Origin of the sequence: Rossellomorea sp. KS-H15a (genome assembly GCF_024195245.1) — a bacterium.
Lineage (GTDB): Bacteria > Bacillota > Bacilli > Bacillales > Bacillaceae_B > Rossellomorea > Rossellomorea vietnamensis.
In genome coordinates this window covers 1765241-1779042 of the sequence record NZ_CP096886.1, presented here as the reverse complement: position 1 = coordinate 1779042, position 13802 = coordinate 1765241, and the positions used below count along the sequence as shown (strand labels likewise).

The 13802-nt window shown below is 43.9% G+C and carries 22 protein-coding genes; 9 read left to right on the top strand and 13 right to left on the bottom strand.

What is annotated here, in order from left to right; all coding sequences use genetic code 11:
• Positions 1-19: 19 nt before the first annotated feature.
• The 5 genes from M1J35_RS09125 to fabL all read right to left on the bottom strand — a co-directional run bounded on the left by M1J35_RS09125 (position 20) and on the right by fabL (position 4195).
• Entirely contained in the window at positions 20-1768 is a 1749-nt protein-coding gene (locus tag M1J35_RS09125; RefSeq protein WP_254653483.1) for an ABC transporter ATP-binding protein, read from the bottom strand.
• A gap of 169 nt (positions 1769-1937) precedes the next feature.
• The gene (locus M1J35_RS09120; protein WP_034762875.1) at positions 1938-2468 is read right to left on the bottom strand and encodes a nucleoside tri-diphosphate phosphatase; all 531 of its coding nucleotides are present in this window, start codon (positions 2466-2468) and stop codon (positions 1938-1940) included.
• Positions 2469-2651: 183 nt separating this feature from the next.
• Positions 2652-2915, bottom strand: coding sequence for a YgaB family protein (locus M1J35_RS09115; RefSeq protein ID WP_279726461.1), 264 nt, complete (start codon positions 2913-2915; stop codon positions 2652-2654).
• Between the two features lie 253 nt (positions 2916-3168).
• Complete coding sequence (locus M1J35_RS09110) at positions 3169-3375, bottom strand: gamma-type small acid-soluble spore protein (RefSeq protein ID WP_034762583.1); 207 nt, start codon at positions 3373-3375, stop codon at positions 3169-3171.
• 76 nt (positions 3376-3451) lie between these two features.
• Positions 3452-4195 (bottom strand): enoyl-[acyl-carrier-protein] reductase FabL, encoded by a 744-nt coding sequence (fabL, locus tag M1J35_RS09105; RefSeq protein WP_034762580.1) that lies wholly within the window; start codon positions 4193-4195, stop codon positions 3452-3454.
• A 104-nt stretch (positions 4196-4299) separates the two neighbouring features.
• Here fabL and M1J35_RS09100 point away from each other — a divergent pair, with 104 nt between their 5' ends.
• Positions 4300-4524 carry a hypothetical protein gene (locus tag M1J35_RS09100; RefSeq protein ID WP_224520635.1) on the top strand — a complete coding sequence of 75 codons (225 nt, stop codon included), beginning with the start codon at positions 4300-4302 and terminating at the stop codon, positions 4522-4524.
• A 32-nt stretch (positions 4525-4556) separates the two neighbouring features.
• Here M1J35_RS09100 and mutY read toward each other — a convergent pair whose 3' ends face one another.
• Positions 4557-5663: an A/G-specific adenine glycosylase gene (mutY, locus tag M1J35_RS09095; protein WP_254653482.1), complete on the bottom strand. Its 1107-nt coding sequence runs from the start codon at positions 5661-5663 to the stop codon at positions 4557-4559.
• A 49-nt stretch (positions 5664-5712) separates the two neighbouring features.
• Positions 5713-6021, bottom strand: coding sequence for a hypothetical protein (locus M1J35_RS09090; RefSeq protein ID WP_254653481.1), 309 nt, complete (start codon positions 6019-6021; stop codon positions 5713-5715).
• Positions 6022-6108: 87 nt separating this feature from the next.
• On the opposite strand from M1J35_RS09090, the gene M1J35_RS09085 reads away from it, so the two are divergent.
• The gene (locus tag M1J35_RS09085) at positions 6109-7095 is read left to right on the top strand and encodes a metal-dependent hydrolase (RefSeq protein ID WP_254653480.1); all 987 of its coding nucleotides are present in this window, start codon (positions 6109-6111) and stop codon (positions 7093-7095) included.
• Positions 7096-7133: 38 nt separating this feature from the next.
• On the opposite strand, the gene M1J35_RS09080 is transcribed toward M1J35_RS09085, so the two are convergent.
• Positions 7134-7409: a YfhJ family protein gene (locus M1J35_RS09080; RefSeq protein WP_254653479.1), complete on the bottom strand. Its 276-nt coding sequence runs from the start codon at positions 7407-7409 to the stop codon at positions 7134-7136.
• Positions 7410-7560: 151 nt separating this feature from the next.
• Between M1J35_RS09080 and M1J35_RS09075 the strand changes: the two genes are divergently transcribed.
• Together M1J35_RS09075 and M1J35_RS09070 are read left to right on the top strand one after the other, a co-directional pair.
• Positions 7561-7725 (top strand): small, acid-soluble spore protein K, encoded by a 165-nt coding sequence (locus M1J35_RS09075; protein ID WP_034762570.1) that lies wholly within the window; start codon positions 7561-7563, stop codon positions 7723-7725.
• Positions 7726-7756: 31 nt separating this feature from the next.
• Positions 7757-7915, top strand: a complete 159-nt coding sequence (locus M1J35_RS09070; RefSeq protein WP_079531087.1) for a YpzG family protein — start codon at positions 7757-7759, stop codon at positions 7913-7915.
• A 37-nt stretch (positions 7916-7952) separates the two neighbouring features.
• On the opposite strand, the gene M1J35_RS09065 is transcribed toward M1J35_RS09070, so the two are convergent.
• On the bottom strand, positions 7953-8279 hold the full coding sequence (locus M1J35_RS09065) for a YfhH family protein (RefSeq protein ID WP_061810819.1): 327 nt from the start codon (positions 8277-8279) through the stop codon (positions 7953-7955).
• 101 nt (positions 8280-8380) lie between these two features.
• Here M1J35_RS09065 and M1J35_RS09060 point away from each other — a divergent pair, with 101 nt between their 5' ends.
• On the top strand, positions 8381-9052 hold the full coding sequence (locus M1J35_RS09060; protein WP_254653478.1) for an SDR family NAD(P)-dependent oxidoreductase: 672 nt from the start codon (positions 8381-8383) through the stop codon (positions 9050-9052).
• Positions 9053-9093: 41 nt separating this feature from the next.
• Here the strand turns inward: M1J35_RS09060 and M1J35_RS09055 are convergent, their stop codons facing one another.
• Together M1J35_RS09055 and recX are read right to left on the bottom strand one after the other, a co-directional pair.
• Complete coding sequence (locus M1J35_RS09055; protein ID WP_254653477.1) at positions 9094-9507, bottom strand: hypothetical protein; 414 nt, start codon at positions 9505-9507, stop codon at positions 9094-9096.
• A 40-nt stretch (positions 9508-9547) separates the two neighbouring features.
• Entirely contained in the window at positions 9548-10354 is an 807-nt protein-coding gene (gene recX / locus M1J35_RS09050; RefSeq protein ID WP_224520641.1) for a recombination regulator RecX, read from the bottom strand.
• A gap of 91 nt (positions 10355-10445) precedes the next feature.
• On the opposite strand from recX, the gene M1J35_RS09045 reads away from it, so the two are divergent.
• The 3 genes from M1J35_RS09045 to M1J35_RS09035 all read left to right on the top strand — a co-directional run bounded on the left by M1J35_RS09045 (position 10446) and on the right by M1J35_RS09035 (position 11837).
• Positions 10446-11351 carry a TIGR01777 family oxidoreductase gene (locus M1J35_RS09045; RefSeq protein WP_254653722.1) on the top strand — a complete coding sequence of 302 codons (906 nt, stop codon included), beginning with the start codon at positions 10446-10448 and terminating at the stop codon, positions 11349-11351.
• Positions 11352-11422: 71 nt separating this feature from the next.
• On the top strand, positions 11423-11548 hold the full coding sequence (locus M1J35_RS09040) for a YfhE family protein (RefSeq protein WP_079531092.1): 126 nt from the start codon (positions 11423-11425) through the stop codon (positions 11546-11548).
• Between the two features lie 103 nt (positions 11549-11651).
• Positions 11652-11837 (top strand): YfhD family protein, encoded by a 186-nt coding sequence (locus tag M1J35_RS09035; RefSeq protein WP_060673389.1) that lies wholly within the window; start codon positions 11652-11654, stop codon positions 11835-11837.
• Positions 11838-11931: 94 nt separating this feature from the next.
• Here the strand turns inward: M1J35_RS09035 and M1J35_RS09030 are convergent, their stop codons facing one another.
• Positions 11932-12432: a DoxX family protein gene (locus M1J35_RS09030; protein ID WP_254653476.1), complete on the bottom strand. Its 501-nt coding sequence runs from the start codon at positions 12430-12432 to the stop codon at positions 11932-11934.
• Positions 12433-12767: 335 nt separating this feature from the next.
• Positions 12768-13109, bottom strand: a complete 342-nt coding sequence (locus M1J35_RS09025; RefSeq protein ID WP_254653475.1) for a VOC family protein — start codon at positions 13107-13109, stop codon at positions 12768-12770.
• 96 nt (positions 13110-13205) lie between these two features.
• On the opposite strand from M1J35_RS09025, the gene M1J35_RS09020 reads away from it, so the two are divergent.
• Positions 13206-13718 (top strand): TetR/AcrR family transcriptional regulator, encoded by a 513-nt coding sequence (locus M1J35_RS09020; protein WP_254653474.1) that lies wholly within the window; start codon positions 13206-13208, stop codon positions 13716-13718.
• The last annotated feature ends 84 nt before the right edge of the window (positions 13719-13802 follow it).

Here is a 13802-nt window from a genome sequence, read left to right as displayed (position 1 = left end):
TATGTCATGACTTTCACTATTATTGGTCGAGTTGTTGCACTTGGAAGAGCTTGTAGTAGTGACCTTGCTTCTTCATTAAATCTTCGTGTGTCCCCATTTCGACAACTTCCCCATGCTCCATGTGGATGATCCGGTCCGCATGAGTGATCGTGGAGAGTCGATGGGCCACGATAAAGGTCGTCCGGTCTTTTGCCAGGACTTCAAGGGATTCCTGGATGAGGTGTTCGCTTTCTAAATCAAGGGCAGACGTCGCTTCATCCAGGATGAGGATCGGCGGATTCTTCAGGAATACCCTTGCAATCGCCACCCTTTGCTTCTGACCGCCTGACAGCTTCACGCCACGCTCCCCTACGCGGGTATCGTAGCCTTGGGGCAATTTCATGATGAAGTCATGGGCATTCGCCGCTTTCGCCGCCTCGATGACCTCTTCATCCGTCGCTTCGGGATTACCGAACTTAATATTCATCTTGACAGACTCACTGAAGAGAATATTGTCCTGCAGTACCATTCCGATGTTGTCCCGCAAAGATCTGACCTGGAACCTCCTGAGGTCCGTACCGTCTAAAAGGATCTCCCCTTCCGTCACATCATAGAAGCGGGGTATCAGACTGACGAAGGATGATTTACCCCCTCCGCTCATACCGACCAGCGCAACGGTTTCCCCCGTCTTAATATCCAGGTTGAGGTTCCGGAGCACTCTCTCTTCATCCGATTCATAACGGAAAGAGACATTGTTGAACTGGATATCCCCCTGTACATTTTCACACGGAACAGCACCCGGTTCATCATCGATATCATACTTTTCATCCATGAATTCAAAGACACGATCCATGGAAGCAATCGATTGAGTCAGTGTTGTAGATGAGTTCACCAGTCGTCTGAGCGGGCCATACAGGCGGTCGATATATGCAATGAAGGCAGCCATCGTACCAATGGTAAGATCTCCATTGATCACTTGCAGCCCTGCATAACCAATGATGATCAATGGTGAGATATCCGTGATCGTATTGACGACCGCAAACGCCTTCGCATTCCAGCTTGTCTGCTTTAAAGCCTTCGTCAGGAAATTATGATTCTGATCCTGGAATTGCTTCTGTTCATAATCTTCAACAGCAAAGCTCTTGATGACAGCCATCCCCTGGACCCGTTCATGCAGATGGCTTTGAACTTCTGCAAGCGCCTGGGAGCGATCTCTCGTCAACCCCCTGAGCCTTCCGAAGAAATAGCGGACACTGAAGGCGTAGAATGGAAAAGCGATGAGGGACACAAGGGTGAGCGATACATCCATCGTGAACATGATGGACAAGGCAATCACAATGGTGGCCGCATCCAGCCAAAGATTCATCAGCCCTGTGATGACGAAATTCTTCGTCTGCTCCACATCATTGATGACCCTTGAAATGACTTCCCCCGCCCTTGTATTCGAATAGTACTTAAAACTGAGCCGCTGAATATGCGAGAAAAGATAATCCCTCAAATCATACAGGATCTTGTTGCCGGTCCACTGTGCAAAGTACTGCCTGTAATACTCCACCGGCGGCCGCACGAGAAGGAACAGGACGAGCATGATTCCCATGATCATGAGCAGCTGACTTGTCTTTTCATCGGCCGTCAGTCCTTTAGCCCCGATGATATCATCAATGACATATTTGATTAATACGGGGATCAATAAAGGGATGGTGAATTTAATGATGCCTATGATTAATGTACCTATGATCTGCCACTTATAAGGTTTGACAAACTGAAGGTACCGTTTGATACTATCCAAGTGATTACTCCTTTCTAAGGTGTATGCGTTTAGTTTACCCCAATAAAAAGGGGTGACCCTGTACGGAAAGAAGCACTGCAGCTCCCCCTGATCTCATGATCGATCAGGAGAAGGTTGCTCCTTACCGGGTCAGCCCTTTTACACCTATACAACTTTCCTAAAAATCCATTTACCCTCTGTGCGTCAAATATCGCTCGTACCAAATATCGATAAAGTCCGGGGCGAATGGCCCTTTTCTCTGTCTGATCCAGCGGACAAGCTTGTCGACATTCCGCTTAAGGATGTGATCGATCACATCCGGGTAACCGTAAAGCTTTCGATGAGCTTCATACTCATCTTCATCGAGCAATGTATATGTCATGTCGGGAAACACTTTGATATCCAAGTCGTAATCGATATACTTGATCGCCTCATGATCATATACAAATGGTGAGCTTAAATTACAATAATAATAAATACCGTCCTCACGAATCATACAAATAATGTTAAACCATAGCTCAGAATGGAAATAGCAGATGGCCGGCTCTCGTGTCATCCATGTCCTTCCGTCTGACTCCGTCACCATCGTCCGGTCATTTCCACCGATGATCTGATTGGTCGTCCCTTTCAGGACCGTCGTCTCATTCCAGATGCGGTGAATGTTTCCATCATGCTTGAAGCTATGTATTTGTACAGATTTTCCTTCAGTGGGAACCGCCATCGTATCCCCTTCTTTCATTTCAGAATTACCTTTATATATGCTTGTCTATTTTATCATTATAACGTTTCCTCAGAAAATTTAAAACAAAAGGGCTATCCTTAAAGAAAATATCCTTTAAGAATGGCCCGAATTTGATCTTTACTGGGGTCTAATATAGAAATGGCAGAGGTGCTCCTCCTGATTTTATGATGTGACACCGCTTTGTTCCTTTTGATAGGAACGGATCACTTCATCGGTCTGCTCTTGGAAGGTTTTCTGAATTTCCCTGAGATCCTTCTTCTTCCTTAGAATTTCCTTCTGTATCGATTCTACCTTTGTCATCTCCTGAAGCTGGATCAATTCTTCCTCCAACGCCTGGCAACGCTCTATCTCGGACTGAAGATATAACAACTTATCCATTGTACACAGCTGTACCGAAACCAACTCATTAAATCGTTGCTGCAACACTTCGACCAACTCCTCTAAACAAGCTCTCCTAACACATTCTCCCTTCCCATCACAAACCCTTTGACTTTTTCTGTCATAATCGTGAAAGTTTTGTCGATGGAGGGACGGACCTCCATTTTCAGAGGTTATATGGAGTAGAAGTGTTGTTATATAAAGCTTTGTATGATTATGAGTGTTGTTTTGGGAGGTCCGTCCCTCCAAAATGAAAAAGCACCCATCGAAATGGGTGCTTTTTCTGTCAAGAACAATGGGATTATTGTTGTTGACCGTATTTTCCAGAAGCTTTCGCTTTGTTAGCTTCTGCTTGTTGGTTTTGTTGCTTTACGTGTTGAGCTGCTGTCGTTTCAGAAGCGAACTCAGTACCGTATTGTTGTTGCTGAGCTTGACCAGCTTGAGCGTTTTGTTGTTTCACGTGTTGAACGCTTGTACCAGATTGAGTTTTGTTTGGTTGTTTTGCCATTGTAATCACCTCCACGCTTATTAAGATAACCAAGCGTGGATTTCACTATTCGATTTTTTTCAGGAAAAACGTTCCATTAGACAAGGAGAGAACGACCACCGTCCACGATAATGGTTTGACCCCTGATCATGGAAGAATCATCTGAAACGAGGAACATGACTGACTTCACAAGATCATCGATTTCGACCATCCGTCCTGCCGGTGTTTTGCTGCGGGCATCCTCAAGAAGTTCTTCACGGTTAGGGAAGTGTTTGAGTGCATCCGTGTCGATTGCGCCGCCTGATACGGCATTTACGATAATGTCACGTGGTGCAAGCTCAACGGCAAGATAGCGCGTCAATGCTTCCACGGCAGCTTTTGAAACCCCTACCGTAGTGTAATTATCCAGGTAACGGATGGATCCCAAAGAGCTGATGCTCACAATGCGTCCGCCCTTGTCCATTAATTTTGCTGCTTCCTGTGCACAGAATAATAGAGCTTTACTGTTAATATTCATCGTCCAGTCCCAGTGAGACTCTTCAAGCTCCATGACAGGGCGTAATACTCCTGAAGCCGCGTTGCTTACCAATACATCCAACCGGCCGAACTCTTCTTTAATCTGTTCGAACATGGATTTGATTTTATCGACATCCCCGACATTCGCACGGACCACAAATGCTTTTCGTCCCAGTTTTTCAACTTGTTCAGCCGTTTCCAGGGCACCTTTTTTACTGCGGGCGTAATTGACGACGATATCGTACCCTTTTTCTGCAAGTTGGATGGCGATTTCCCTTCCAAGACCGCGGCTGCTTCCTGTTACTAATGCTACTTTTTGACTCATATTACTTCATCCTTTCAATTTCATTTTCCAATTGGTCCAAAGCATAAAGCGACCCTGAACACACAAACTAATAAGAACATATCAGTTAAATGGAGGAATGAGTTATGTATGTAGGCAGAGATATGACCGAGCTTTCCATGATACCAAAAGATGAATGGAAAAAAAGCGAGCTTGCTTTCTTTCACCATTCACTACAACAAATAGTACCTTATTTGAATACAGAAGGACAATCGATTCATCGGGAAATTATCGAAGAAATCGAAAACCGCGGTGGATTGAAGCGGGGCGAAGCCGATTATACACATGGAACGAAGATAAGTTACGACTGAAATAAAGGAGCAGCGGGACCCGCTGCTCCTTTCTATTTCTGCAGTATCCCTGCTCCTGTTTCCTGCCAGATTTTCTGGTGTGATACAGGAAATGCATACTTTTCCATTTCCAACGGAGTAACGGCGATCAGTTCGCTTCCTTCTAACGTATTGCTGTTTACAGATCCCACATACACCTCGATATCCCAAACGATGTGAGAGAAGATATGCTGGATCTTTGTCACAACTCCGGCCTTTAAAGAGCAATCCACTTTATACTCCTCTTCCATGAGTTGGAGCAATTGCTTCCTTCCGCTGCTTGCATTTCCTACTTCAAAATTAGGGAATTCCCATAAATTAGCGAGCAGGCCCTTCCCGGGGCGTTTATGGATCAAAACCCGATCATCTTCTGTGAACAGGACCGCTGCCGCCATATTAAGCTTGCGAGCAGATTTTTTCTTCGATTTAATGGGGAGTTCAGTCTGAACACCTTCATCAAAAGCCTGGCAGTGCTCACGTACGGGGCAAAGCAGACAGGATGGGGATGTCGGTGTACAGATCAGGGCACCAAGTTCCATCAATGCCTGGTTGAAAAAGGAAGGGTTTTCTCTTGAAATCAGCTCCCTCACTGCTTCTTCAAACACTTTTCTGGATGAAGGCTTGGCGATATCAAGCCATATGGACAAAATACGTGAAAATACCCTCATCACATTTCCGTCCACTGCAGGCTCAGGTTTGCTGTAAGCAATACTTAAAATCGCTCCCGCCGTGTATGGACCGACCCCTTTTAAAGAAGAAATTTCTTTCGGCGTATCCGGAACGACTCCTGCATACTTTTCATTCACTTCTTTCACAGCTGTTTGCAGATTCCTGACTCTCGAATAATAACCGAGGCCTTCCCACGCTTTCAGCACATCCTCTTCATCTGCAGAGGCAAGGGCAGCTATTGAAGGAAATTTCTCGATGAATCGGTTAAAATAAGGTATGACCGTATCCACCCTCGTTTGCTGAAGCATGATCTCTGACACCCAAACTTTATATGGGTCTTGATCCTTCCTCCACGGCAAATCGCGTTGTTCTCTTGAAAACCATGAAATCAAATCATTCTGAAATTCCTCACGGTTTATGGTCTGTAAGTGTTTCAGTGGCTCTTCTATCAATTTTGTACCTCCAGGATGTTAATTGTTGCATTGAATAGGGAATAAATAATTAGTACTCTGTTTTTAAACAGACAAGCTTTATTTCTTGTAACCCACCACAAATACATTCGTCCAATAATCCAAATAATAAATGACGACGGGACATCCGTAAACGTTTTAACGCATGGAAATGGGATTCTGTCGGAACCACAAAGGTTTCGATATAGCGATTCGAATCATCTTCAGCCTTCTCCCAATGGAAGTTGAGAGCATCATAATGTGGTAATGACTCTGCGATATCGGTCATAATTTGCTTATATCGAGGGTTTGAATTCTGCTTGATTTCATATTCCAAATGTATGTGCAAAGTGTTTTTCATTGAAATAATCTCCTTTTAACCATATCATGTTCACCAATGAAACGTCATAAACAAATCTTAGAAATGCGAGCCAAGGGAGGACTTTTTTTGGATACAGGCACTCATATCGTCATGGGCTTCGCTCTCGGCGGATTGGCTACTTTAGATCCCGTCGTAGCTGAAAGCGCAGCCACTTCTCAAAGTGTGTTGGTCGCAGCCGTGATCGGCTCTCAAATTCCTGACATCGATACCGTATTGAAATTGCGCAATAATGCGGTTTATATTCGTCACCACCGGGGGGCCACCCACAGTATTCCTGCGGTCGTTCTCTGGCCGCTCTTAATTGTTGCTTGTCTTTATCCGTTTTTTCCAGGTGCTGATTTGCTTCATCTATGGATTTGGACATTTGTGGCCGTATTCCTTCATGTATTTGTCGACATTTTCAACGCGTATGGAACCCAGGCCATCAGGCCGATCTCGTCGAAATGGGTCGCTTTAGGGGTCATTAACACGTTTGATGCGATCATATTCGCCATACATGTAGTCGGCTTGATTTTGTGGGGTCTTGGTTTTCCACCGGGAAAAACCTTTTTGGTCATGTACATTGTCATTTTTGCTTACTATGTATTGAGATTTCAGGTTCAAAAAGCCGTGAAAAATGCAGTGAAGCGAAGAATCCCCCAGGCTGAAAAGATCATCGTTTCACCGACGATCCGATTTTTCCAGTGGCGCCTGGCGATCGTTACGAAGGAACATTATTATGTAGCACGGGCATTCAGGCGGTCGATTACGATCTTTGATAAATTTCAACGCGTGGAGATCCCTGACAGTCCAATCATCAAAGCCGCGAGGAAAGATAAAAACCTGGCAGCATTCCTTTCCTTTTCCCCGGTTTACCGCTGGGAAGTGGATGAATACGATGACCATTATGAAGTACGTTTCATCGATCTGCGATATCGAAATAACGGACACTACCCATTCGTCGCCCTCGTGCAGCTCGATAAAGACCTGAACATCGTCAGCTCGTACACAGGATGGGTATTCAGCGAAGAAAAACTCCGCTCAAAAGTGGACATCGACATTTTAATTGATTAAAGCAGTGAGGGACGGACCTTAAAAGGTCCGTCCCTACTTTAATGTACTAAATCATCATCTTCTTTATCGTCGATCAGGTGTTTGTATTTCGGGTTTTGTGCGGCGAATTCATGGATTTGCTCACCGTATGTATTGACCCATTGTCGAACGACTTTCTCCGTCACTGCTTTCCCTTTGTAATCGTAACCTGCTTTTGCGTATGTTGCTTCGAAATCTTCCCATACGAGTTCAATCCAGGTCCTCGCTTTTTCATACGAAAGCTTATTATTTTTTTCAACTAACAATTGTGTTAATTCGTGGAATGTAGACTCCATTTTGTCTCCTCCTTTTCCAAATATTTAGTTTGTACTTTTATGATAATGTCGACCATTTCACCCATACTAAAGGTACGTGGTTAAGCTTAGTTGTGAATCTTTGCTTCTTCACGGTATAAGTCAGTACATTTCACCTTTTAGGAGGCACATTATGCGAAATAAATCGACAGGGTTCCCCAACATGAACAACAATAAATTTGAAGGTGAACCGAGAGCAAAGGCGGAATATGCATCTAAAAGGGCTAACGGCACCATCAACACCCATCCTCAAGAACGCATGAAATCTTCTGGACAAAGAGATCACGACTCACTTTAATACAGTGAAATTTGATTAGGGGGTAGTCACGATGGGAAACATGAAAAACAACTTCTACCGAAATAAGTACAGCAGTCCATTTAACAAGGCATTCTACAATCCGAAGCATGCCCATTCTCAGGCAAATGGACAAACCACACAAACTCAAGACTTAATCATTCTGGAGAACCAGACACGTAAGCGTTCCTAGATCTTCCGAGGTCCGTCCATCTTGACGGACCTCTTCATTATTTCTTTTCCCCGGCTAAAAGGGAAATGGGCAAAGCTTCTTCTTTCCCGTCTCCGCCCAATCGGTATCCCCAGGCGAAAACTCCATTCAGATAGTCCACTTTAAAATAAGTGCCCGGATCTCCTTCAATTCCATAAATCCCACCAGGCTTATAAGCATCTGGATCCATGAGATAAGCCTGCGCCATAAGGGCCTTTCGCTCCAATACGGCAAACTCATTCACAATCCCAAGCTGTTCAGCCTTTCTAGCCTTCTCCTTCAACGAAGCAATCTCCTGCTTCAACTCATGCTCCGTCATCTCACTATATCTTCTCTCTTGTTCCATTCTCATCACCTCTACTAATAGTAGTATAGAGAAAATGATACAATAAGAAAAGCGCAAGCGGCTTGGTCAGCCCCGACAAACATAAGAAAGGATGATTAAACATGAAGACAGCCATCATCACAGGTGGAGGCTCTGGCCTCGGGAAAGAATTGGGGAAACTCTTTAGCCAGCAAGGATATCATATCCTCCTGCTTGGTCGAACAGAAGACCGTCTAAAGGAAGCTGGAACAGAAATTGAACATATAGGCGGACAAGTCTCATATGCCACGTTGGATATACGCTCCACTCATGACATTCACCAATTCTGCAGGGATCACCTTAATGATCGTAAGGTTGAATTACTCATACATAACGCAGGAGTAGGCTATTTCGGTCCTTTAGAGGAGTCAAGTGACGATGAGTTAATTAGTATGTTTGAAACCAATGCCCTTGGGCCAATACGGTTAACGAAGGCACTGCTGCCTCAACTGAAGAAGAAAAGCACCATCATCAATATTATTTCTACAGCCGGCCTTAGAGGAAAGAAAAACGAGTCCTTGTATGTAGCAAGCAAGTTCGCCCTAAGAGGGTTCGGCGAAAGCCTTCAAAAGGAATACGAAGCCACGGACCTACGCATCGTGAATGCTTATATGGGTGGAATGGATACTCCATTCTGGGAAAACAGTGACCATATCAGTGACCCGTCAAGACTCCGCTCTCCTAAAGAAGTAGCAGAGACGATCGTAAATGAATTTCAGGAAAAAGATGAAATCGTCATCGAATCAAAAAAATAAACAGCAAAAGGCAGCCATCGATGATCGAAGGCTGCCTGGATTTAAGGAGCAAACGGGAAAAACATAAAGGCCACAAAAAATAATAGCATAGGAACCAAAAACAATGCGAATACATCAATGACCACGACAAAGGCGATCCATACCCAGCGGATGCCATCCTTTCGTTTTAAAAATTGCTGAATCATCCTGATATTGACCAGGATCAAGAAGATTGCCACTCCCAGAAGGAAGAATGGAACGACCCATTTCCCCATATCCTCAGCAAACCCATGGTTGAACCACTCCTGCCTGCCCAATGAAAAGTAGTCCGATTGCACTTTTATAATCAATTCACCGATGAGAAATAAGAGGGCGGTGCCTATCACTATTCCTCCAGTGTAAAGCTTGAATTTTCTCCCTGTCCCAATAATAAGAGGCAGGGTAACAACAACAAACAGGATCGCGGCTATCTCCACTGAACTCTCCCTTTCCCCATCCTTTTAGTAATGAAAAAAATCACTCTTCATTTTCTTTTAATTCTTCCAACAGCCTTTCAATGTCTTCCATTGAAAACCCTTTTCGATACAACGTTTGCTTCATTTTCTGTACATACTCATATCCATCGTATTTTGAACTGAGTTTTCTGTGAGCCTTCAACCCCTGATGATAAACCGCATCCCATCTCTCATCATCATCCCGATCGGATTCGACCGTTTCCCAGACGATTTTCATGACTGAGCCAGGATACCCTTTCCTCATCATGTTTTGTTCAATCTTTTGCTTGGCAATCATCTTGGAATCTTTCCGATACTTATGAAGGAGCTTTTCTGTCAGGGCTACCGCTTTGTCTACCTGCTTTTCTTGTGTGAAAGCGGCCAGGGCTTCTTCAATATGGGAATCCCCCACGCCCTTTCTTCTCAATTCCCCCCGGATCCAAGTCGGCCCCTTATCAGCCGTATTCATTTGGGTCCCGACAAACGCGTGGGCGAATTCTAAATCATTGATGTATTTAATCTCATTTAATTTATGAATGACTTCCTGGATGATCCCTTCCTCCGGGTCCCCTTCCTGCAGGTGATCACGGATTTCCTTTTCCGTTCTCATCCGGTAGGCCAGATACTGAATGGCTTTATTAAATGCTTTTTTGACATCGTCTTCATATTGAAGCTCCGAAATCTCGAGCTCATCTACCTCCAGCCCTTTTCTGAGCTGAAACTTGGCAAGAATCGCTTCATCGACACTGAAAGAATATTTTCCATCTATAAATAAATTGTAACGCTCATCGTTCTTCACTTGCTTCGTTATTTTCGTAATCTTACCCATATTTTCCACCTCCTCTTAATCCTAACACATTCAACATATGTTTTTTATTCTGAAGATAGGTAAAATAATAAGTATAACTGGAGGGATGATGATGAAGATTGCCATAACAGGTGGAACAGGTTTTGTCGGCCAGGCTCTGACTGAGGAACTTCTCAAACACCAACATGAAGTGATGATCCTGACCCGAAATCCGGATAAATACGATGCTCGGCCAGGTGTGACGTATGTGAAATGGCTCTCCGATGGGGCAAGACCCGAAGAGGAGCTCGAAGGAATTCACTCCTTCATTAATCTTGCGGGAGAATCCATCAATAGCGGAAGATGGACCGAAGAACGCAAGAAACGGATCATCAACAGCCGGATCAACTCAACCCGGGAAGTCATCAATATTATAAAAGCATTGAAAGACAAGCCTGCCTCCCTTATCAATGCAAGCGCAATCGGCTATTACCCTTCTTCCAAGACGAATACGTATACGGAAGCCTCAACCGAGACAGCTGACAATTTCCTTGGGGAAACCGTTCAAATATGGGAAAAGGAAGCAGCCAAAGCCACCCAAATCGGCATACGGGTAGCCTATACACGATTCGGCATCATTCTCGGCAAGGGGGAAGGTGCCCTTCCACGGATTGCCCTTCCCTATAAAATGTTTGTCGGAGGGACTGTCGGTTCTGGTGAACAGTGGATGTCATGGGTTCACATCAACGATATCGCTAGAGCCGTGCATTTTGTAGCCGAAACAGAGGGGATTGCAGGACCTGTTAATGTCACCGCTCCTTCTCCCGTCACTATGAAAGAATTCGGAAAGACACTCGGGACGGTCCTTGGCAGGCCACACTGGATACCGGTCCCTTCCCTTGCTTTAAAAGTGGCGATGGGTGAAATGAGCGAACTCGTACTGGAAGGACAAAGAGTCTTACCGGCTGTCCTCTCAGAACACGGTTTTCAATTTCAATATCCGGAATTGAAAAGTGCCCTCATTGATATTTATCAGTAAGTCACAGGTATGTCCCTTCCTTTTCACGGCAAAAATAGAAATAATCTTGAAAAGAAGGGATGTACATAGAAATGGATAATAAGAAAAAGAAAGACAAAAACAAGTCGGTTCTATCAAGTGCTCAGGAAGTCACGTACTCAAGGGAGTTCAAAGCAGCAGATCGTGCAGGCGGTTTCAGTTCCAAAGCCCACAGATAGACAATTATTACCTAACTAAAAGCCCTTACTTTGAAGAAAGATAAAGGTACAGGTCCCACAGGATCCTGTACCTTTATTTTTTAACCAAAAGGGGATGTTGATATTGGGAAGATCACGCGGCCATAGCAAAAGAGGAAATAAAAACAGCCTGCCACAAACACCCGCTCAGCTCAAATCTGATGGTGTTGACGAAGAGTTCTCACGAGAACTTGCCGATCAGGCAGATATGGAAGCACAAGCCCGGGCGAACGCTGCAAACCAGCGTGCACGAGTGAAGAAAAACCAATAGTGAATCCCGTTCGTTAAAAAGTCGGGTTTGAGGAATTCAGCTTTAAAGAGCCCCACGCTGTGACAGCATGGGGCTCTTTCATTTCCAAACGTTCTCATACAACAATCGGCTTTTTGTGCTTTCTGTCATGTTGAGTGATCATTTGTTTCAAGTAAGGAATCATCCAATGGTCAGCTCCCCAATAGTAGGCGCCCCTACCTGTAAAGAGGAGGATGATGGCCGCTGTGTAAAGGATGGGGTTCGTGCTGACAGTCCCTGCCAGTAAGAAATTCAGGTTCATAAATGCACCTGCGAGAAGGGCCGGCAGCGTCATGAAGCCGACAATCAGCCCTACCCCTACCAACATTTCTCCCCAAGGAATCAAGACATTGAACAGTTCTACGTTCGGCAAAGCGAATCCTTTCAAGAATTCTGCATACCAGCCTTGTACGGCTGGATGATCTCCTGTCGCATTAGCCAAAGCCCCCTGCAAAAAGCCGCTTGCATCAAAACCGTCATTCACCTTATGCCACCCAGCTTCAAGCCACTGAACTCCCAACCAAATCCTCAACACTGTCCAAACCGCGCTAACTTTTTGATTTTCCCACCATCTCATGATGGATCATCTCCTTTTGGATGTATAATTTGTGAAACTATTCACAAATATATTTACGTTAAGATGACCTGTTGTGATTTATATCGTGTTATTGTGAAATGTTTCACATATTCTTTACACTCTTAATATACCTCTTCTCCCCCCTTAATACAATAGGCTTTCGTGTCGTTCACAAAGGTGTCAAAATCCTGGAGTTTAGGAAGAGTTCAGCTGCTGAAATTGAAGCGAAAATCAGCAGCTGAATTTCCTTTCTTATTTGACTGTTAACGTTCAGCCAATCTTCACCTGTCAGAATTCAACGGAATTTTAACAGGTGAACAAGCGGGAGTCTGTAGTTAACGCTCTCGACTCAAATCAATGATTCGGATTAAATTTTCACTATCATCTTGGTAAATGGCATATCTTCCTGGTGGAATATCACATGGAGTTTTAATGAAATGGAGCTTTTCCTGATGTTTTTCATAATATTCATCTACGCTGTCTACAATAAAAATTCCCCCTGGACCTAATTCAGGCTCATCATTTTCGATCATTAGTTGAACATCCGTTCCCGGCAGCCTAAGGGCAAGGGTATGATCTCCTTCCCTCCAGGCCTCTTCAAACCCTAATGTGTCTCGATAATAAATAAGGGATTTCTTTAAATCTGTTACAGGATGACATAGAAAAGCCAGTTTCATATACTCCACCTCAATTGATATTTTTACCAAAACATAACTTGGTTATGTATAACGTAACTTAGTTACAAATTATTGTCAATATGATATGATACATATATGAAAAATTGGATACCTGTACCAGGAAGTAAAAAGGAAACGATTATTAGATTAGCACTGGAACAATTTAAAGAGAAAGGGTATGAAGGGGTCAATATCAAGGATTTAGCGAAGGAGGCGAATATGACGACCGGGGTGATTTATCATCATTTTGGTTCGAAAGCACAGTTATATACCGTGATCAGACATGATGTTGAACAGCGAATTATAGACCGGATGGAAGGGGCAGCAGACACAGTCATCGATCCCGTCAAAAAACTTGAAACTGCCTTATTAGCAGGGCTCGATGCCTCCATTAAGTTAAACGTTTGCCTACTATTAAGCGAGGAAAATCCCCATTCAATTGATAAAATAGAAGAATTTGTACTTCATCTTCTTGAAGAAACCATCACTGGACTGGAATTCATTGTCCTTCCTTCCTGGCGTTCTATATTAGAAGCTGTAGAAAATAATAAAATTGACCAAGATCATGGAAGGAAGCTATTAATGTGGCTTTTTCACAAAAAGATGTAAAAGTGTCGCCCCCCTCTTTTACATCACCAAACTAAAAACCGAAACTTTCTAATTTCCCACACGTACTACATAATAGAGATAGAT